At 42.4% G+C, this 19,163-nt stretch carries 18 protein-coding genes; 15 read left to right on the top strand and 3 right to left on the bottom strand.

Annotated features, from left to right (window positions below):
• Positions 1–3 precede the first annotated feature (3 nt).
• From HQK88_13620 to HQK88_13610, 3 genes are all read right to left on the bottom strand, one after another.
• Positions 4–459, bottom strand: a complete 456-nt coding sequence (locus HQK88_13620; protein MBF0617842.1) for a cyclic nucleotide-binding domain-containing protein — start codon at positions 457–459, stop codon at positions 4–6.
• A 26-nt stretch (positions 460–485) separates the two neighbouring features.
• Positions 486–2,243, bottom strand: coding sequence for a type IV-A pilus assembly ATPase PilB (pilB, locus tag HQK88_13615; GenBank protein ID MBF0617841.1), 1,758 nt, complete (start codon positions 2,241–2,243; stop codon positions 486–488).
• Between the two features lie 190 nt (positions 2,244–2,433).
• The gene (locus HQK88_13610; protein ID MBF0617840.1) at positions 2,434–4,362 is read right to left on the bottom strand and encodes a CZB domain-containing protein; all 1,929 of its coding nucleotides are present in this window, start codon (positions 4,360–4,362) and stop codon (positions 2,434–2,436) included.
• A gap of 404 nt (positions 4,363–4,766) precedes the next feature.
• On the opposite strand from HQK88_13610, the gene HQK88_13605 reads away from it, so the two are divergent.
• From HQK88_13605 to HQK88_13535, 15 genes are all read left to right on the top strand, one after another.
• Positions 4,767–5,231 carry a hypothetical protein gene (locus tag HQK88_13605; protein ID MBF0617839.1) on the top strand — a complete coding sequence of 155 codons (465 nt, stop codon included), beginning with the start codon at positions 4,767–4,769 and terminating at the stop codon, positions 5,229–5,231.
• A 75-nt stretch (positions 5,232–5,306) separates the two neighbouring features.
• Positions 5,307–5,552, top strand: a complete 246-nt coding sequence (locus HQK88_13600) for a hypothetical protein (protein ID MBF0617838.1) — start codon at positions 5,307–5,309, stop codon at positions 5,550–5,552.
• Positions 5,553–5,559: 7 nt separating this feature from the next.
• On the top strand, positions 5,560–6,660 hold the full coding sequence (locus HQK88_13595) for a sulfite exporter TauE/SafE family protein (GenBank protein ID MBF0617837.1): 1,101 nt from the start codon (positions 5,560–5,562) through the stop codon (positions 6,658–6,660).
• 23 nt (positions 6,661–6,683) lie between these two features.
• Entirely contained in the window at positions 6,684–7,556 is an 873-nt protein-coding gene (locus HQK88_13590; GenBank protein ID MBF0617836.1) for a universal stress protein, read from the top strand.
• Between the two features lie 151 nt (positions 7,557–7,707).
• Positions 7,708–8,118 carry a DUF5618 family protein gene (locus HQK88_13585; protein MBF0617835.1) on the top strand — a complete coding sequence of 137 codons (411 nt, stop codon included), beginning with the start codon at positions 7,708–7,710 and terminating at the stop codon, positions 8,116–8,118.
• Positions 8,119–8,176: 58 nt separating this feature from the next.
• Positions 8,177–9,766, top strand: a complete 1,590-nt coding sequence (locus HQK88_13580) for a hypothetical protein (GenBank protein ID MBF0617834.1) — start codon at positions 8,177–8,179, stop codon at positions 9,764–9,766.
• The gene (locus tag HQK88_13575; GenBank protein ID MBF0617833.1) at positions 9,756–11,087 is read left to right on the top strand and encodes a sigma-54-dependent Fis family transcriptional regulator; all 1,332 of its coding nucleotides are present in this window, start codon (positions 9,756–9,758) and stop codon (positions 11,085–11,087) included. Before HQK88_13580 ends, HQK88_13575 begins: the two co-directional genes overlap by 11 nt.
• Positions 11,088–11,314: 227 nt before the next feature.
• Entirely contained in the window at positions 11,315–11,830 is a 516-nt protein-coding gene (locus HQK88_13570; GenBank protein MBF0617832.1) for a DivIVA domain-containing protein, read from the top strand.
• A complete protein-coding gene (locus HQK88_13565) occupies positions 11,817–13,085 on the top strand; it encodes a histidine--tRNA ligase (GenBank protein MBF0617831.1) in 1,269 nt (422 codons plus the stop codon). The genes HQK88_13570 and HQK88_13565 overlap by 14 nt, the downstream gene beginning before the upstream one ends.
• A complete protein-coding gene (locus HQK88_13560; protein ID MBF0617830.1) occupies positions 13,082–13,933 on the top strand; it encodes a YicC family protein in 852 nt (283 codons plus the stop codon). The genes HQK88_13565 and HQK88_13560 overlap by 4 nt, the downstream gene beginning before the upstream one ends.
• 7 nt (positions 13,934–13,940) lie before the next feature.
• Complete coding sequence (gmk, locus tag HQK88_13555) at positions 13,941–14,564, top strand: guanylate kinase (protein ID MBF0617829.1); 624 nt, start codon at positions 13,941–13,943, stop codon at positions 14,562–14,564.
• Positions 14,565–14,587: 23 nt separating this feature from the next.
• A complete protein-coding gene (locus HQK88_13550; GenBank protein ID MBF0617828.1) occupies positions 14,588–14,998 on the top strand; it encodes a DNA-directed RNA polymerase subunit omega in 411 nt (136 codons plus the stop codon).
• On the top strand, positions 14,967–16,232 hold the full coding sequence (gene coaBC, locus HQK88_13545; protein ID MBF0617827.1) for a bifunctional phosphopantothenoylcysteine decarboxylase/phosphopantothenate--cysteine ligase CoaBC: 1,266 nt from the start codon (positions 14,967–14,969) through the stop codon (positions 16,230–16,232). Before HQK88_13550 ends, coaBC begins: the two co-directional genes overlap by 32 nt.
• Positions 16,204–17,937, top strand: a complete 1,734-nt coding sequence (locus HQK88_13540; GenBank protein MBF0617826.1) for a hypothetical protein — start codon at positions 16,204–16,206, stop codon at positions 17,935–17,937. The genes coaBC and HQK88_13540 overlap by 29 nt, the downstream gene beginning before the upstream one ends.
• A complete protein-coding gene (locus tag HQK88_13535; protein MBF0617825.1) occupies positions 17,915–19,003 on the top strand; it encodes an aminopeptidase P family protein in 1,089 nt (362 codons plus the stop codon). The genes HQK88_13540 and HQK88_13535 overlap by 23 nt, the downstream gene beginning before the upstream one ends.
• Positions 19,004–19,163 lie beyond the last annotated feature (160 nt).

Genomic DNA, 19,163 nt, shown 5'->3' with positions numbered 1-19,163 from the left:
TAATCATATATGCCATATTTTTGCCTTTTCTATCATATCAAGCATGTAGTCCACCCGTAACATGGCTTGCCGAAGTCTTTGTGACACCGCGATGCTGACTCCTTTGTACAACCTCCGTCCAAAATCAGGCTCATCACTTATCCTGTTGTCAAGGAATTCTCTTGATATTTTAAGAAGCACCGTAGTCTCAAGTGACATAACTGTGGCGGATGTTTGCGTGTCCTCAATGTAGGACATCTCCCCAAGAATCTCTCCAGGTCCAACTGTGTTTATCTGCTTGTTCCCCTGAGCAAGAAACACACCTAATGAGCCCTCCATAACTATGTATATGTATTCGATGTATTCACCTGCTTGTATGACCACAGTATCGGGGCCAATTGTTTCCTCAATCCCTGTTGACAAGAGCCACTGTATGTCCTCATCGGATAGTACCTCAAGCAGTGTAACAAGTTTTGCCATTATAAACCCTCGTTTTTAACATCATTTTAATCACCAATGGTGTTTCTAAAGACCTCTTCAATAGTGGTAAGCCCTAATTTAACTTTTTTTAAACCGCTCTGCCTGAGTGTCAACATCCCCTGCTTTATCGCCTCTCTTTTTATGGCCTCAGAGGTGCCCCCTGAAAGAATTACCTCTTTCAGCTCACCACGCATCGGCATTACCTCATGCAAGGCCAGCCTGCCCTTATAACCGGTATCACCGCACTCGGGACAACCGCTGCCGACAAAACACTTAAAATCAGGGATTTCAGCCTTTGGTACACCAGCTTTCAAAAGCAGAGTTTCAGAGACGTTTTTATCTTCTATCTTACAGCTTTTACAAATCCTTCTTGCTAATCTCTGGGCAACTATGAGAACCACAGACGATGATATCAAAAAAGGCTCTATCCCAATGTTTAAAAGTCTTGTGACTGTGGATGGCGCATCGTTTGTATGCAGGGTGCTTAGCACTAAATGTCCGGTAAGAGCTGCCTTAACTCCAATTTCTGCAGTCTCCTGGTCTCTTATCTCACCAACCAGAATTATGTCAGGGTCCTGCCGCAAAAAGGCCCTCAGGGCGTTTGCAAAGGTTAGCCCAATATCGGGCTTGACTTGTACCTGGTTAATGCCGGCAAGATTGTACTCAACCGGGTCCTCGGCCGTCATAATGTTCACGCCGGGTTTATTAAGATGGGAAAGCCCTGAGTACAGAGAAGTTGTTTTACCGCTTCCGGTAGGTCCTGTTACCAGAACCATCCCAAACGGTTTCTCAATAGCTTCTATGAAATCATTAAGCTGCGTTTCATCAAAGCCCAAAACAGATAAATCAAGGTTCAAATTGGATTTATCCAAAAGTCTCATAACAACCTTTTCGCCAAACTGTAGCGGTAGGGTTGAAACTCTGAAGTCAACCTCACCCCCCTCGTATTTGAGCTTTATACGTCCATCCTGTGGAATGCGCCTCTCTGATATATCAAGACGGGACATTATTTTTATTCTGGAAATAAGAGGATTCTTTATGGAGTCCGGAAATGGAGGAAACGCCTGCTTTAGCACTCCATCTATCCGATATCTTACTCGTAATTCCTTCTCCCATGGCTCTATGTGGATATCACTTGCTCTGTCGCTTATGGCATTCATCAGAATTCCATTTACCAGTTGTATTATAGGCGCTGTACCGGCCTCAGTGAGGGAAATCTTATCCTCTTTCTGATCTACAATGGTAATGTTCTGAGTGACCTTGCCCAGAAGCTTATTAATTTCCGACATGTCCAGAGTTGTCTTGGCGCCAGGCCTGACCCCCTCCGGCACTAACTTCTGCTGGTCTGTCTTAGGATAGTTCTGTTCAATAGCATGAATGATTGACGACTCAGTTGCCACATGGATTGCCACTTTCATCCTTGTTATGAATTTAACGTCTTCAATTGCCGGGTTGTTTGAAGGGTCGGCAATGACAAGTCTAAGGGCCTCTCCCTCCATGGTAATTGGTATCATTACATGCTTTTTTGCCTTTTCAAAGGGAACTTTTTTAAGGAGAGCTATATCTATCTGATATTTACCTATATCTATCAAAGGCACTTTGTACTGTTTGCTGTAAAATCCGGCAAGATCCTCTTCTTTTATATGTCCTAATTTTGTCAGCATGGAACCGAGACGTTTGCCCTCTGATTTTTGAAGTTCGAAGGCCTCCATCACCTGCTTTTCTGTGACCAATCCGGCCTGCACCAGGAGCTGTCCTTGTATTGGGATAGTTGATACTGCCATAGTCTTACTCTCTCCTAAATTAAAAGGTTACCGGCAAATTCAATATTTCGTTTATATAGCTAAAATTAGTGTAAATAACAAATCATACTGCTTTACTCTCAAAACACCCCTTTGTCATTTAAGAGCAAACACACATGATAAGTGTAGCAACAACACGAATGAATAGTCAAGTAACCGTATTGCCTCAATTTTAGTTTGCTATCGCTTTTACCATTGAGTGTCCGCCAGCAACTAAATGCCCTGAAAGGTTTTGTTTTGTTTCTTTTAATGAAGCTATAATCGCTTTTGAAAGATTCTCAAGCTCTACAAACATTTCATGTGACTTTTGCGAGTTTCCGGAGTTATAAACAGTCACTATCTCTTTGCCCAGGGCATGTAATTTTTTATGAGGGTGCTCCATAGAGCAAAAGCATTGCATCTGGCCGCAGAGATCCTTACCATCAGAATAGTACCACTTTCCAAGACGGCACATCGTATGGTCCAAGAGTGTGTTTGGGTCTATGTGTTCCCCTCCCTTTAGACAAAACAATATCCGGTTTACCCATAAACGATGGTCAGTCATTGCCAAATCAAGCACTAAGAGCTCAGCTCCTCTGGTTTTAAAACCGGTAGTAGTTTTACGGAGATCTTCTGCAGAGGCTATCATTTTATTGACTTCTTTCATGACCTCTACTGATTCCCTTTCCATTTCCTGAGCTATATTAGAGGTTTTTTCAACATTTTGAACAACATCATCCGTTGTGCACGCCTGCTCGTCAATTGCGGTAGCTATTGTGGTAATCTGGTCACGCACCTCGCTGGTAGAATTTACTATGTCGTTTAACACATCCCCTACCTGATTCATCAGCGCTGTTGTTTTGCCGACTTCTATTGAGGCGTTTTCCATGGATTTTGTTGTACGGTCAGACTCCGACTGAACAGCATTTATTTTGCTGGAAATCTCCGTTGTTGCCACCTTGGTTCTTTCAGCAAGTTTTCTTACCTCATCTGCCACCACAGCAAACCCTCTGCCCTGTTCACCGGCCCTGGCTGCTTCTATGGCTGCGTTTAAGGCCAGAAGGTTAGTCTGATCAGCTATATCGTTTATGACGCCAAGGATGTCGCCTATTTCATTTACGCGGCTGTTTAATGTGCCTATGAGAGAAGCCAGCTCTGAGGTCGTAGCATGTACAACACTTACAGTGTTTATTGCTCCAAAGGCTATGTCTTTACCCTTTTCTGCTATTGTCATTGAGTTTGAAGATGTCCCCGCTGCCATTGCGGCATTCGTTGCTATGTCCGTTATGGTTTGACTCATCTCAGTTGAAGCTGTTGCTATCTGCATAGTTTGTGATAGTTGATCCTTTGCTCCCTCACTTGTTTTGTCGGTTTTTGTTCTTACTATATCCATCGTGTTTACAACGTTGTTTATAGATGTTATGGTGTTATTTATTATCACATTGAAAAAGTCTATCAGATTGTTCATAGCATCTGCCAAATGTCCTATTTCGTCGTTGCTCTTATGTCCTATTATAACCCGGAGGTCTTTGTCGGTAATGTTTTTGACCTGTTCTGCGAGTTGTTTAATCGGATGCAGAACTTTTCTTCTGGAAAGAAACCACACGGTGGCAAATACAAGCATATTGAAGATAAGTGTTAATACCATGACGTCACGAACCTGATTTACATGATGAGTGGAGAGAGTTTCAGCAACAGCTGTGGTATCGTCAGCTAATTTGAAGATAACCTCACTCTCGTTGACTAATTGGTCAACAAGAGCTGGATTGGCTCTTGATTCTGTTATGGTTTGCCTCAGTTTTTTCCACTCCGACTCAACCTTTTTCATCCCTGTGATAAACAACTCGTTATCTACCTTAGGTATCCCTAATGATGAATCTCCGTTTATGATACCTGCTATGATTTTTTCGGTCGAGCTGATTAATTTGTCTGATTCTGCATGGTTTTTTACAAGTTCAAGTTTTATGAGTCTTTGGGTACCGCCCCTTATTTTACCGGCAAAATTTACGATTCTGCCATCATTAGTCAAGTCCATCACAGAACGGCGCACAAGAAATCCGCCCATAAGCGCAGATAGGATTAAAACTACCACCATTACATTTACTGAAGCACTGATTTTCACTTATAACCCCCTCCCTTACTAATTAATATACAGGCTAAACTCCATTCAGGAATTCACCTGTGTTTTTTTAAGCTGCCCTCCAAAGTATAGTACATCTCGAACAATGAGACAATTATAATTAATCTGAAAGTTTTTTTGCAACTTAGCTTTTGCACAAGTGAAACCGGATCTGGTTATCACAGTAATCTTAATTGTTGCATTATGCAATAGTGATTTAAAAAATGCAACATCATCTATTGTCTCCTGTTTTATGGTAAATTGTGACAACTGTTACATTTTGCAACACTAACTATGATTTTAGGTCGGTGTATTAATAGTAAGTGACTGAATTAAAATGATAATTTATACCTGGCACAGATTTTGATATACAAAGTTAGTTTGAAAACTAAATATCCGGAGGCAAGGTGACTAAGAAACATTCACCAAAGATAAACAAAAAGAAAGTGGCGGAGCTGCTCTCAGAGATTCCACAAACTGAAGATATCGGCTCTGGCATGTCAAATGAATCGTTAAATGAAAACAGACGGGTGCTCCTTGCAATTACCGATGAGGGCATAAGCAGTAAAACACTGTCAAACACTGTAACCATGTGTAAAAGGATAGGAGCGGAACTTGATGTTTTATACGTAAAGACAACCGGTGAACCGAAAAATTCACTTGACGATTTTCTGTTTCAACTTGTGGAGGAGAACGTATTCTATCGTTTATTAGCCAAAACCGGCCAGCTTAAACAAGAAATAATCAACTACACCGAGACTAACAGGGAAATTCTTTATGTTATAGTGGCCTCATCCAACAACTTTAAAGCTCCGGCCAAAGAATTTCCAGGACTGCTTAGAAACCTTAGTTGTCCTTTGGTTGTAATCTGACAGCAGGTATCATCGAGGAATTGGCATTGAAATATACGTTTGAAAAAAAACTAAAAAAACAAAGGAGAAAAAACAATGGGTGAATCTGGAGAGCACAAGAAGGGCAGTTTTATGAAGTTCATGGTATTAGGGCTTCTTTCATGTACGTTGTATGCTGCTTTACTTCTTCAACAAAAGGCAATAACAGGATTTTTTGCAAAAGGCGGGTTTTATGCATTACTTCCCGTGGCGGCAGCGTTTTTGTTTTCAATTGTTCATGGTGGCTTTACAGGCGAGTTTTGGACAGTAATCGGTATAGAAGCTAAAAAGGTAAGGAGGTAAACATTAAATGCATGAAGTCATAAATGAATCTGCAAATTTCATTGATCTGGGAACTATGCAGATAGTATATCTGTTTGTAGTGGGATTTATAGGTGGTCTTGTTAGCGGCTTTATAGGCTCAGGAGGGGCGTTTGTGCTGACTCCCGGTATGATGAGTATTGGGGTGCCTGCCCTTGTGGCTGTGGCCAGCAACATGTGCCATAAATTTCCCAAAGCCCTGGTGGGTGCAATAAAACGATACAGATACGGGCAAGTGGATGTGAAACTGGGAGTTATTATCGGAGTGTCCGCAGAAGCCGGGGTACTCTATGGCGCCTCGATTCAGCAACGGATAAAAGACTCCTTTGGTGATGCCGGCTCAAACCTCTACGTTAGTGTTGCTTTTGTGCTGGTACTTGGAATTGTCGGCGGGATAATTTTAAAAGACGTACTAAAGTCTATGAAAAGCGGCACTCAGGACGCAGAGGAAAAACCAACTAAATTAGCACTGTGGTTACGTACAGTCAATATTCCTGGCACAATGATGTATTTTAAGAGCATGGATGCTAAAGTATCTGTCCTGTTTACAATTCCTCTTGGATTTGCAACCGGAATGCTTGCCGCAACTATAGCAGTGGGCGGTTTTGTAGGGGTTCCTGCAATGATGTACGTTTTAGGAGTTCCCGGCCTTTTAGCCTCGGCAACGGAACTGGTCATAGCGTTTGTTATGGGGATGGGCGGGTCGTTTAAATATGCGCTTCACGGACTTGTTGACATAAGGCTTGCCATGATAATTTTAGGTGGCTCGCTGTTTGGTATTCAACTGGGAGCTATCGGTACCACCTACGTCAAGCCCTTCATGATAAAGGTTGTCATGGCCTCCATTATGTTGATAGTTTTAGTAAGCCGGGCTATTATGATTCCTGTATATCTGACAAAACTAAAGGTGATTAACAGCCTTAGCGACAGTGCTCTTAAAATAATGAGCAATACAAGTTTTGCTATCATGATATTAGCTCTTCTGATAGGTGCATTCATTATATTAAAGGCTCTTTGGAGTGGGTTACGGGAGGAAAGAACACTCTCTTCTGTGAGAAAGGAATTGAAAAAGGCTTATAAAGCTGAATAACTGGTATGGAGGATATATAAGATATGGATGCAACAAAGATGGAGGTCATGTACAGACAAGAGCTAATGGGGGAGTTGAAATCAATACTTCTTGCGGTTGACGGCTCAGACTACAGTAAGGGAGCGGTGGAGGAGGCGATTCTCTTAGCCAAATCCTGTAGTATAAAATTGACCATGCTTTTTGTCCAGGGGCTGAACGATGGATTTGAAACTGGCGGCATGACATTTGTCGAAACTATGGACAGACGTTTGGATGATTACTTTGATACTGTCAGAGAAAGGGCAGCCGAGGAAAACGTAGAGTTGGAAATAATCATCCGTCGCACATCGGACGCATACAGGGGAATTGTGGATGAGGCTTTGGAAAAGTCAAGTGATATAATAATCATGGGGCGGCGCGGAATGACAGGCCTTAAGCGTATGATTATGGGAAGTGTTACAGCAAAAGTGTTAGCCTATTCTCCGTGCAAGGTATTGGTTGTGCCAAAAGAGACAGAGATACGGGGTGAACATATCATGCTTGCTACTGACGGCTCAAAGTACAGCGAGGCGGCAGAAAATGAAGCCGTCAATATGGCTGCCAGATGTCCTTTCGTCAGGAGTTTTCATGCTGTTTCCGTTGCATCCACTAAAGAGAAGACACCGGAGGCTCTGAGAAATCTGGAAAGAGTTAAAACGAAAGCTGCAAAGCGCGGAGTGGCTGTTGAAACACTTTCTCTTGTCGGTGAGCCGTATAAGGCAGTGGTTAACGCCTCGATGGAGTCAGGCGCCGATTTGGTAATAATGGGTTCTCACGGAAGAACTGGGATTGAGAAACTTCTAATGGGAAGTGTCGCTGAACGCGTTGTGGCACTGGCCCCGTGTTCTGTTCTTGTGGTTAAAAACGGTTATATGTAGCTAATCTGATACACATGTTTATAAATTTAAGGGAGAGGCACTGCCCATTTCGGTGGGCGTGCCTTGCCGCTTTTAAATTTTATTTATAAAAACTATTATTGACTGAAGTGTTCACTTACCGTTAGTATAAAGGTATGACGAGGACAAAAAAATGATACGCCGTTCTAAAAAACACCCGCAAGGTGAGGCCCTCAGGTATTTAGCCAATGCACGGGAGATATTGGAAACAATTGAGATAGACGGTGACTTTTATGCCGATGTTAAACCTGTGCGTGAGGCCTTTGGTACTGCTTATCTGGCTATACTTGAGGCCATAGATGAGGTGTTGATACATGAAAATGGCCTGTCGGTAAAGGAGCTGCCACAATCTGTGGATAGCTACAGAGCCGCCTTACAAAAACACATATCCGTTCACAACGGCAAACTGTTAAAAGACTTTGAGCGTCTTTACGGAGCCCTCCATATTGCTGGCTACTACAGAGGGTTAATCACTGAAACAAACTCCGTTAAGGATTATTTAAAGGTCACAGAGCGGTTTATTAAAAAACTAATCGGTAACTAAAGTTTTAAAAGCGCTCCCGTAACAACTAAATTCTAATCGTGTTTGCGACAGCAAGATAATGTCACTCAGAAAGAAAATGATGATGAGTTTTTCCGTGACGGCTTTTTTAGTGATTGCCATGTGCGGGTTGATTTTTGCTAATTTCTTTAGTATGAAAAAGGAAATCGCATTTTTAGAAGTTGCTAACACTATCAGGAGCAAGTGCTTCGATCTCAGGCGCCACGAAAAGAACTATTTCCTCTACGAAACTGTTGCTACCCAAAAAGAATCCGAACTCCTGTTTAAAATTTTTAATGAACTCAGAAATATTATCAAAAACACACCGGAATTTTCTAAAACAGAGAAACTCAGTGACCTTGACAAACTTCTCGGTGTTTATGGGAAAAGATTTGAAGCAATAGTAAGCACAGTGGATGCTGTAAAGGTAAGTATGGAAAAGATAAAAAATCAGAACGAGAACGATTATGAACTTTTAAAACTGATTTACACAGACCACCCTGATAAGGTAAAGACATATCTGTTGGAAAGACACAAACTCGCCGCAGACTCAGAGCTAATGGTGCGTCTAAACAGACTGGACTCTGAAATTCTCAGTTTGAGAAAAGAGGGGGAGAGTATTTTAAGTTTATCTAACGAGCTGGACAAAAAAGGAAGGGAAAAGGTTGACCGTGAAATAAATAAGTCACAGACTGCTATAGCCCTGTTTCTTCCTCTTTCTTTGATAATCGGAATAGGCAGCCTGCTTCTTTTAAGCACAAACATAGTAAGACAACTTAATGATTTCAAATCTCAGGTGGAAAACATGGCAAAAGGCAATTTCAGAATTGTTTACAACGAAACCACAGATGTTAAAGCCGGGGATGAGTTAGGGATTATAAAGAGTAAATTTAATGAGATGCAAAAGCAGCTTTTTGAGCGTGATATCGAAATAAAGGAAAAAAACGCAGAACTTCTTCAGAGCCGGAAATTAGCAGCTATCGGGACTTTAGCCTCAGGTGTGGCACATGAGTTAAATAATCCTCTCAATAATATCTATCTGTCTGCACAGGTGCTTTTGCGGGAGATGAAAGACAATGAGAATAAATTTATAACAAAAATAATCGGTGATATATCAGGACAGACCAAGCGTGTGAGGGGGATAGTGTCCGATTTGCTTGAGTTTGCCCGCGGTAAAGATAAACAACTTGCTGAGGTGGAAATCAACCGCCTTATCACCTCAGCCTACCAACACACTGTACACATCCGGCCTCCTCAGGAAATAGAGTTTATTCACGAGAGTGTTCCTGAGGAGATTTTCATGAGATTAGATATGGAACAGATGGAGCGTGTGTTTATAAATCTCTTCAATAATGCCTTTGATGTAATTAAAGGTGGCGGACAATTGAAGATTATGGTAAAATTAGTCGGGGAAATGGTAAATATAGAATTATCAGATACAGGGCCTGGGATAAGTGCCGAAAACGCTGAAAAGATTTTTGAGCCCTTTTTCACTACAAAGGACCGGGGAACCGGGCTTGGCCTTTCAATAGTATATGGCATAATAAAGAAACACGGAGGGGACATTAAATTAGAATCAAAGGCCGGGCGGGGGACATGTTTTAAGATTGTGCTGCCTGTGGAAAGCCGGGGAGATTATCATGCCGCTTAGAGTTTTGGTGGCCGAGGATGAACAGATTACTCTTGAGCATCTTCTGTACATACTGGGCAAAGAGGGTTATACGGCTACCGGTGTGTCAAACGGCACTGAGGCATGGGCAAAACTTGCTGAGCATGACTTTGACGTTTTGATAACAGACATTAAAATGCCGGGTATGACAGGTATTGAGCTTTTGCACAAAATTAAAGAAAATAGTATTGATATAGAAGTTATAATAATAACCGCCTTTGGGAGCGTCGACTCGGCAGTGAGCGCTATGAGAAACGGCGCCTACGATTACATCGTAAAGCCGTTTGATTTGGATGAGTTGACTCTAAAGCTTAAAAAAATTGAACATATAAAATCTCTTAAAAAAGAAAACACAGCCCTTAAAGCTATCGTTGACCATGGCAAGGATGTTTTTATACTTGCGGAGAGCCAGAAAATGAAAGATGTTCTGGACTTGGTAGAAAGCATTAAGGACTCTGACTGCCGGTTTCTGATTACCGGAGAAAGCGGCGTGGGAAAGAGTTTGGTGGCACGGTTAGCGCATTTTTCAAGCAAACGCCAAAACATGCCGTTTATTTCGCTAAATTGTGCGACCCTTACGGATGAGCTGTTAAACAGCGAGCTGTTTGGCCATGAGGCAGGGGCCTTTACGGGAGCAACGAAGGTTAAAAAGGGACTTGTGGAAATAGCAGACACAGGCACCTTGTTTTTAGATGAGATTGGAGAGCTCTCACCCGGGGTGCAAGCTAAAATATTAAAGGTGATCGAGGATGGGGAATTTTATAGAGTTGGCGGGTTAAAACCAATACGGGTTGACGTCCGGTTTATAGCGGCCACAAACCGTGATATAACAGCATTTGTCGAGGCCGGCAAATTCCGAAAAGACCTCTACTACAGGCTTAACGTAATGGAAATTCAGATACCGCCTCTTAGAGTACGTGCAGACGATATCCTGCCGCTTGCAAATTATTTTTTGTATAAAAACCTGCCTAAATACGGGAAAACAGTTGAAGGTTTTACAGAAAAAGCAGATGCAATACTTCTTAAATACGATTATCCTGGCAATGTCCGCGAGCTTGAAAACATCATAGAGCGGGCTATTATTCTTGAAAAGACCAGCCTGATAACCCTTGATTATATGCCGTGGAAGGCACTAAGTGTAGCTAAAGAGGAAACCAAACACGATGAGGCCATAAAATCCATAGATGATTTTACAAAAGACTATGCTATTGACGTGTTAAACCGCCTTGGCGGAAACAAAACTAAGGCAGCCGAAGTGCTTGGCATATCACGCACGAGTCTATGGAAAATTGTTAAGGAATAACTACTGCAACCTGGTATGATATTGAAGTACATCCGTCCATCTGTATCCCCACGTTTTAGGGTCATTTAATTTGTCTGTGCGTATATGTAGATAAAAATTTTTTGCAATACTTTACATAATTGGTGAAACATTCCGATAAAATGCTATAATGTCAATGCCTTAATAGTTGTTTATTGCAATTAAGAAGAATTGTTTAAAAGTAAAGCCTTAAATATAAGGAGAAACGGATGAGAATAACACCGCTTGATATTCAGCAGAAGCAGTTTCCGGTCAAATTCAGGGGTTTTGACGTGGAGGAGGTGTATGCTTTTTTAGAGGTGCTACGTGAGGAGATGGAGGAGCTGTTAAGGGAAAACACATCTTTAAAAGAGCAGCTCCACATAATAGAGAGCCAACTGAAAGAGCATAAAAATATGGAGTCAACGCTCAGGGAAACTCTCATAACGGCTCAACAGATGATAGAAGCCTACAAGAGCAATGCACGGAAAGAGGCAGAGTTGATAACCCGTGAGGCTGAGCTTAAAGCCGATGAAATAATAAAACGCGCCCAGGAGCGTGTCGTTAAAATACACGAGGACATAGTTGACTTAAAAGGAATCAGAAGACATTTTAAAGAGGAAATCCGCAGGCTGACGGAAAAAATAACAAGAGAAATCGAGTTTGATAAAGAGCGTGAGGGAGAGGGCGAGGAGTGGGACGAAAACCGTCGGCAAAGTTTTGGAAACGACAGTGACGAAACTTAGTACCCTTAAGGGCGTATGTGATGTCCTGCCGCCAGAGATTTATACATGGAACCGGATAGAGGAAACCTCAAAGGAGGTTTTCAGCTCATTTGGTTTCAATGAGATAAAGATTCCCGTCATTGAGCACAGCGAGCTTTTTATCCGCTCCATCGGAGAGACTACGGATATTGTCGGAAAGGAAATGTACACCTTTACGGACAAAGGTGACAGGAGCATAACCCTTCGTCCTGAGGGTACAGCAGGCATGGTGCGCTGCTATGTTGAAAACAACCTGCACCTTCTGCCATCTCCTCAGAAATTCTACTACTACGGCCCGATGTTCCGGTACGAGCGGCCCCAAAAGGGACGGCTCAGGCAGTTTTACCAAATTGGCGTTGAGGCTTTGGGCAGTGCCAGTCCGCTTGTAGATGCCGAGGTAATTACTATGGCTCACACGCTTTTTCAGAGGTTAGATTTAACCAACCTTACTATAGAGCTGAACTCAATTGGGTGCAATAAGTGCAGGGGTAGCTACAGGGACGCTATTGTTGGGTTCTTTTCTAAAAAAGGAGTGCTCTGTAACGATTGCCAGGTACGTATTGCTAAAAACCCTCTTCGGATGCTCGACTGTAAAGTAGAGCGCTGTGTTGAGCAAAGAGCAGGCGCACCGGTCATTCTTGATTACATCTGTGACGATTGTAAAACTCACCACGAAAGACTTAAAGAGCTGCTCACAGCTTTAGAAATAGATTATAAAGAAAACCCCTATATTGTGCGTGGGCTGGATTACTACAACCGGACGGCTTTTGAGATTACTACTGAACACCTGGGAGCTCAAAAAGCTGTGGCCGCAGGCGGGCGGTATGATAATCTTGTTTCTGATTTTAACGGCCCCGCAACTCCTGCCGTTGGGTTTGCTATCGGCATGGAGAGGCTTGTCGCTCTTGTTGGAGAAACGAAAAATCAGAGCATCCCTGTGTTTTATCTTGCGCCACTAGGCAGTGCCGCTGAAAACAAAGCATTTGTGTTAAGCCAATCCTTGCGCCAAAGGGGTTTTGTCACAGAGCTTGGAGACGGCAGACATTCACTTAAAAGCCATCTTAAGAGTGCTGATAAATTAAACGCATCTTTTGTTGTTATAATTGGAGAAAATGAACTAAAAACATCCCGTGCTCTATGTAAAAGGCTCTCGGATGCGTTTCAAAAGGAAATTGGAATCAATGATATAGATGCTCTCATTGCCTTTACCGCCGAAAAACCCGGAGGCACAGCTTGATTTTCAGTATGACAGGTTACGGCTGTGCTCAGAAGGATGCTCTGAAAGTAGAGATCCGCTCGGTTAACCACAGATACCTTGATATTTCTATAAAAGCTCCTGTGTTTATGCTTAAACATGAACCGATGTTAAGAGCAATCATTAAGGAACACTTAAACCGCGGGCGTGTTGACGTTTATATCAGCACTACATCAGAGGTGCCGGGCACACGGGTGATGATAAACAGGGATTTTGTGGGCCCTATGGTTGACTCTTTAAATGCTCTTAAGGAGGAGTTTAAACTCAGCGGCAGTGTGGACATCGCCACTGTGTTGTCCTTTAAAGAGGCAGTAATAAAGGAGGATGAGAATCCGGCAGAGGAAATTCTTGAGGGGATTTTTAGGGATGCGCTCCGAGGCCTTATAGATATGAGGCAACAAGAGGGCAAAAATCTCTATGACATAGTGCAAAACCGTCTTCGCACACTTTCAGAGATAATCACAGAAATTGAACATCGGCAAAAGGCGGCTATGTCTGTGGTCTCTGAAAAATTACGAGAGAGACTGAATGAGCTTTTCAAAGACTTTGTAATAGATGAAAACCGTCTGATTCAGGAGGCGGCAATTCTTTCAGATAAGATGGACATATCAGAGGAAATCGAACGGGTTGGAAGCCATCTCAAACAATTTAACAAAATCCTTCAAAATAATGATAATATAGGTAAGGGACTTGATTTCTTATTGCAGGAATTAAATCGGGAGGCTAACACGATTTCCTCAAAAGCAGGGCATTACGACATAGGGGCTGAGGCGGTTAACCTGAAGCTTGAAATAGAGAAACTTCGTGAGCAGGTACAAAACATTGAATGAAAGTTGCATGTTACAGAGAAATAATAAAGGCAGGCTTTATATATTGTCAGCACCGTCAGGAACCGGCAAAACCACACTGTGCACATCTTTGCTTGATCTGGTGCCAAACTTAAAGGAATCCGTCTCTTTCACAACACGTAAGCCAAGAGTCGGCGAAATACAGGACGTGGATTACACGTTTATAAGCGTTGAGGAATTTAAACTCATGCTTAACGGCGGACAGTTTATAGAGTGGGCAGAGGTTTTTGGTAACTACTACGGCACATCTTTAAAAAGGATAGAAGAGATACTTTCATCCGGAGGTGATGTGCTGCTTGATATAGACATTCAGGGGGTAAGACAGATTAAGGCCAAACACACTGATGCCGTCTTTATATTTATCCTTCCGCCTTCTATGGAAACCCTTGAGCAGCGCCTAAGGGGACGAGGTAAGGACTCTGAGGAGGATATTATAAAAAGACTCCTTGTTGCAAAAAAGGAGATGATGGAGTGTGTCTTTTATGATTATATTATCGTAAACGATGTCTTAGACCATGCTCTTAATCAGTTACAGTCGATAATCGTATCAAACCGCCTGAGAACTGATGGCATTGATTATCAATGGCTTGAAAATCATTTTGATATACATTAAAATTTTGAGGAGGAAACATTTATATGGATTTAATATCGCTGCCGATTGAGCTTGATGAAGAGAAGATAGACGGCCGCTTCAGACTTGTTAATATTGTGGCTCAAAGGGCAAAAGAATTATCCCACAGAGGGAAGCCAAAGATAGCAACTAAGGCTAAGCGCGTGACTACCATTGCTCTTGAGGAAACCCTCCAGTACATACTTGAGTTTATAACCGGAGATGAGGCTAAACAAGCAAACGAGGAGGCAAAGCGTCTTGATTACAAACGGTTCCTTGAGGAAAAGCGCAGGGAAACCGAGCAAGAGGATCTGTCGGAACTGGAAAAAGATCTCAAATTCTACCTTACGGAAAAAGAGGAGATAGACAAGACTCCCACTATAGACATAGAGAGCCTGTTTTCAGATGGGGATAAGTCATACGACGAAGAGGTGTAGCAACAGCCTCTACATTATCTTAGGGGTAACGGGCAGCATTGCGGCATATAAGGCGCCGGAGCTTGTGCGTGCCTTTAAAGCTGCCTCTTGCGGAGTGCGTGTTGTGATGACCGATGCGGCAACGCGTTTTGTATCTCCGCTCAGTCTTGAGGTTGTCTCAGAAAATCCGGTTGTAACGGACTCATTTTCTGACCCATTATCACACATTGAGTTAGCTCGGGATGCCGCTTTTTTTTTGACAGCTCCGGCCTCTTTAAACACCATCACAAAGTACGCTCTGCCGCTTGCCGATAATCTCCTGACAACCATGTTTACGGCTTATAGCGGAGCTTCTGCCATAGCTCCGGCTATGAATTCAAAGATGTATGAAAACCCAATATTTAAACGGCGGCTCGATTTTCTAAAGAGCATGGGAGTTATAGAGATACCTCCGGAGTGCGGCTCACTTGCCTGCGGAGACGTTGGTGTTGGCAAAATGGCAGCTGTTGAAACGATAGTCTCAACCGTTATGAGTCATATAAACGGTAAAAAAGACATGGTGGGGATGAGGGTGCTTGTTACGGCTGGCCCCACACGAGAGTACATTGATCCGGTAAGGTTTCTGACTAACCGGTCATCGGGCAAAATGGGCTATGCAATAGCGTATGAAGCGGCAAGGCGCGGCGCTCTTGTCACTTTAATAAGTGGCCCCGTATCACTGCCTGCTTTTAACGCTGGCAGAGTCATTAATGTTGAAACATCCTCTGAGATGGAACAAGCCGTGCTCAGTGAATATAAGGATGCGCACATTGTAGTTAAAGCCGCCGCTGTTTCTGATTTTAAGCCTGAGAAATATGCCTCTGTAAAAATCACAAGACAAGACGGTTTTAGTTTAAACCTTTCTAAAACTGACGACATACTGGCAAAGATTGCTAAAGAGCGTAAAGTCTCTGATAATGGCACAAAAACTCCGTTTATAGCTGGTTTTGCTGCAGAGACCGGAGCAAATGTGCAAAGGGCACGTGAGAAACTTATTAAAAAAGGTGCAGACCTAATCGTATTTAACGATGTTACAGCAGATGGTGCCGGATTTGACGTTGATACCAACATTATCTCCATAGTGACAGAGGATCAGATTATAGACTATCCTGAGATGAAAAAAAGCCTCTGTGCCGAAAAAATCCTCGATGCCGTTTTAAATAAACTTACAACCGGACGCATAGAAAATGGGCAAGATAGACAAAAAACTCCTTAAAAAGAAGGAAAAAATCTTCATGGGGGATGATTACAAACTCCTTGTCCCCCTGGCCGAGGAATTCAAACAATACGATATGGCTGAAGCGGTAACGATTTTAAAGTACTGTTTAAAGAAGCATCCCAACTATATGAGTGCTCATGTAAGCCTTGGTAAAATATACATGGAAAGTGGATACGTGGAAAGTGCCATTGAGGAGTTTGAACAAGTTGTCGGAGTTATACCAGGCAATATTCTGTCGCATCGTAAACTTGCCGTTCTGTATGCTCAAACCGGACAGGCGGAAAAGGCCATCATGGCTAATAACAGGATTCTTGCCCTTAACACAGGAGACAGAGAAGCTCTTGAGGCTATAAGGTCACTCTCTGAAAATACTACGGAGACCGAGCTTGAGCCGTTATTTGGCAATGATGAAATGCCTCCTGTCCCTGCTGAAGAAAACCAGTTTGATTTAACAGATGAAATAGAAAAGACAGAAAAAACCAATGATATAGAAGACTTAATAGCAGCATCTCTTGCCGATAATGACTACGCAGACACTATTGCAACAGAACCGGATATATCACCAGAGGAGATTATCATCTCAGATGATATTACTGAGGAGATTTTAAGTGATTCCGGAGCGGAAATAAAAAAAACCGATGATATAGAGGACATAATAGCAGCATCCCTTGCCGATGATGACTACACAGACACCATTGAAACGGAGCCGGATACTTTTTTAGATGATATTATGGCAGAGGTTTTAAGTGAGTCTGGTAGTGAAGGTGGAAAAACAGAAAATCTTTTCTACATAGACGATACGATAGTGTTTAATGCAGGGGATTTAGAACAGTCGCCTCATACAGACGATGGTGGTTTTATTATAAGCCCAAATGAGCCAGTAACCTTAGAGGATGATGAGGACACTGAAACTATAATTACCAAAGCAGGGCTGGACTCTCTTCAGTTACAGAATGATGGGGAAAATGTATCATGGGATCCGTTTGCAGAGCCGCCGGCACCTCTTTCCGGTAGCGTTAATGGGTACGATTTGAAATCACTCCTGCATTCTGACGATGAAAACGATGAAATTATAGAGTTAACCCTTGAAGATTATGCTTCAACTCCAGACAACGAGTTAATAACTTATGGCACTGAGCTTGACACAGGGACTAAACTACCATCCGAGGAAATTTCAGACATAGACATCATCACGGATTCGGAGATGAATGCTCTTGTGTTAGAAACATCTGATATTGATGATGAGGGAGATGAGGAGGTAGTTGGCGCTGCTAATTTAGACCTGGAAGTGAATGAACTTATGGAAAGCATCTCTATTACCGATGAGATAGAAATCATTTCGGATACTATAGAAACCATCTCTGATACTGATGAGGAAAACGGGATTGAAGAGGTCAGCTCTGAGGGTAGTTCCACAACAGATGATAAGTTTCAGGATGAGGAGCTTGTGGTTAAAGAGGAAATTGAAATGATAGAAAACTATATTCTTACTGAGAGATTTCTATCGGCGATAAAGGCATACACCCGGCTTCAGGAACGGTTTCCGGCAAATCAGGTAATTAAGATAAACCTCGATAACTTGCGGCAATCGGCAAGACTCATGGATAAGGATGAAAACGCTTTAATCAGAAAACTGGATTTTTTAAAAAATCGCCTTAAGGAAAAAAGTCAGGAGCTTTATGCAGGACCAGCGTACAATTAATGCCGGACGTATCGAAAGGCTAAAGGAAATCCTGAGAGAGCGGACAGTTGGCGCTCTTTTGGTTATAAATCTTGCAAACATCCGGTATCTTACTGGGTTTAGCGGCTCAAGCGGGTTTTTGCTGATAAGCGAACATGGGGATTTCTTTTTTACCGACTTCAGATACAAAGAACAAAGCGAGACAGAGGTCTCTGGTGCAGAGATTGTAATAACAGAAAACGACAGTGTTAGTTTCATCACCAACTTTATGATAGAAAAACTTGGGTTTGAGGAATTTTACATTGAAGACACCATTCCCTTGAGGCAGTTTCAGGAATTTGGTAAAAAGCTCAAAGTGAGCGCCACACAAGATGTGGTAGAAGTGTTGCGGGAACTGAAGGATGCCTATGAGCTACAGATGATAAGCAAAGCTGTGGAACGTGCCGAGCGGGCATTAATTGAGGTGAAGCCATACATACGTCCGGGAGTCACAGAGCGTGAAATAGCGCTTCGACTTGATGAGAGTTTGAAAACCACCGGCGTGCGAAAACTCCCCTTTGACACAATTATAGCCTCAGGGGTCAACACGGCCATAGTTCACGCAAAGCCTACAGAGAAACTATTAGAGCCCGGTGATTTCGTGCTGATAGACTGGGGCGGAGAGTGTGAGGGTTATTTTTCTGACATGACAAGGACTTTTTTATTAAAAGGCGATAATTTGGCAAAAAAACGTGAAATCTACGAGTTTGTTCAGATAGCAAACGAGCTTGGACGTACCTCCGTCACTGCCGGCAAAAGTGCCGCCGAAATTGACACTGTCACCAGAGATATAATAACAAAGGCTGGATATGGCCAATATTTTGGGCATTCAACCGGACATGGCGTTGGGCTTGATGTCCATGAGCTCCCATATATCAGAAGCTACAATACGCAGACAACAATTCAGCAGGGAATGGTCTTTACAATAGAGCCAGGCATTTATATAAGCGGCCTTGGCGGCGTCAGAATTGAAGATATGGTCGTGGTTGAAAATAAAAATAACTGTAAAACACTAACATCACTACCAAGAAATCTGGAAATATTGTAATATATTAGTGAATATAATAAGGGGGAGTAGCAAGGCGGACATTACCCGAAAAAAGACTTGACAAAGCGGATAGAGTAAGGTATAATATAGCATTACAGTGAAAAATAATAAAATATGAGTAGATAACGGAATATATAATGGATAAATTAGTACACTATAC

Source organism: Nitrospirota bacterium (assembly GCA_015233895.1).
Taxonomy (GTDB): domain Bacteria; phylum Nitrospirota; class Thermodesulfovibrionia; order Thermodesulfovibrionales; family Magnetobacteriaceae; genus Magnetomonas.
The sequence above is the reverse complement of the archived record's forward strand: the minus strand, read 5'-3'. Positions and strand labels throughout refer to the sequence as shown.

Bases quoted from the DNA above. Each gene is read 5' to 3' on its own strand.
- HQK88_13590 (MBF0617836.1), top strand. From the start codon at position 6,684: ATGGATGCAACAAAGATGGAGGTCATGTACAGACAAGAGCTAATGGGG.
- pilB (MBF0617841.1), bottom strand. From the start codon at position 2,243: ATGGCAGTATCAACTATCCCAATACAAGGACAGCTCCTGGTGCAGGCC.
- coaBC (MBF0617827.1), top strand. From the start codon at position 14,967: ATGGGGATAAGTCATACGACGAAGAGGTGTAGCAACAGCCTCTACATT.
- HQK88_13595 (MBF0617837.1), top strand. From the start codon at position 5,560: ATGCATGAAGTCATAAATGAATCTGCAAATTTCATTGATCTGGGAACT.
- HQK88_13585 (MBF0617835.1), top strand. From the start codon at position 7,708: ATGATACGCCGTTCTAAAAAACACCCGCAAGGTGAGGCCCTCAGGTAT.
- HQK88_13540 (MBF0617826.1), top strand. From the start codon at position 16,204: ATGGGCAAGATAGACAAAAAACTCCTTAAAAAGAAGGAAAAAATCTTC.
- HQK88_13600 (MBF0617838.1), top strand. From the start codon at position 5,307: ATGGGTGAATCTGGAGAGCACAAGAAGGGCAGTTTTATGAAGTTCATG.
- HQK88_13575 (MBF0617833.1), top strand. From the start codon at position 9,756: ATGCCGCTTAGAGTTTTGGTGGCCGAGGATGAACAGATTACTCTTGAG.
- HQK88_13620 (MBF0617842.1), bottom strand. From the start codon at position 459: ATGGCAAAACTTGTTACACTGCTTGAGGTACTATCCGATGAGGACATA.
- HQK88_13570 (MBF0617832.1), top strand. From the start codon at position 11,315: ATGAGAATAACACCGCTTGATATTCAGCAGAAGCAGTTTCCGGTCAAA.
- HQK88_13580 (MBF0617834.1), top strand. From the start codon at position 8,177: ATGTCACTCAGAAAGAAAATGATGATGAGTTTTTCCGTGACGGCTTTT.
- HQK88_13550 (MBF0617828.1), top strand. From the start codon at position 14,588: ATGGATTTAATATCGCTGCCGATTGAGCTTGATGAAGAGAAGATAGAC.
- HQK88_13535 (MBF0617825.1), top strand. From the start codon at position 17,915: ATGCAGGACCAGCGTACAATTAATGCCGGACGTATCGAAAGGCTAAAG.
- gmk (MBF0617829.1), top strand. From the start codon at position 13,941: ATGTTACAGAGAAATAATAAAGGCAGGCTTTATATATTGTCAGCACCG.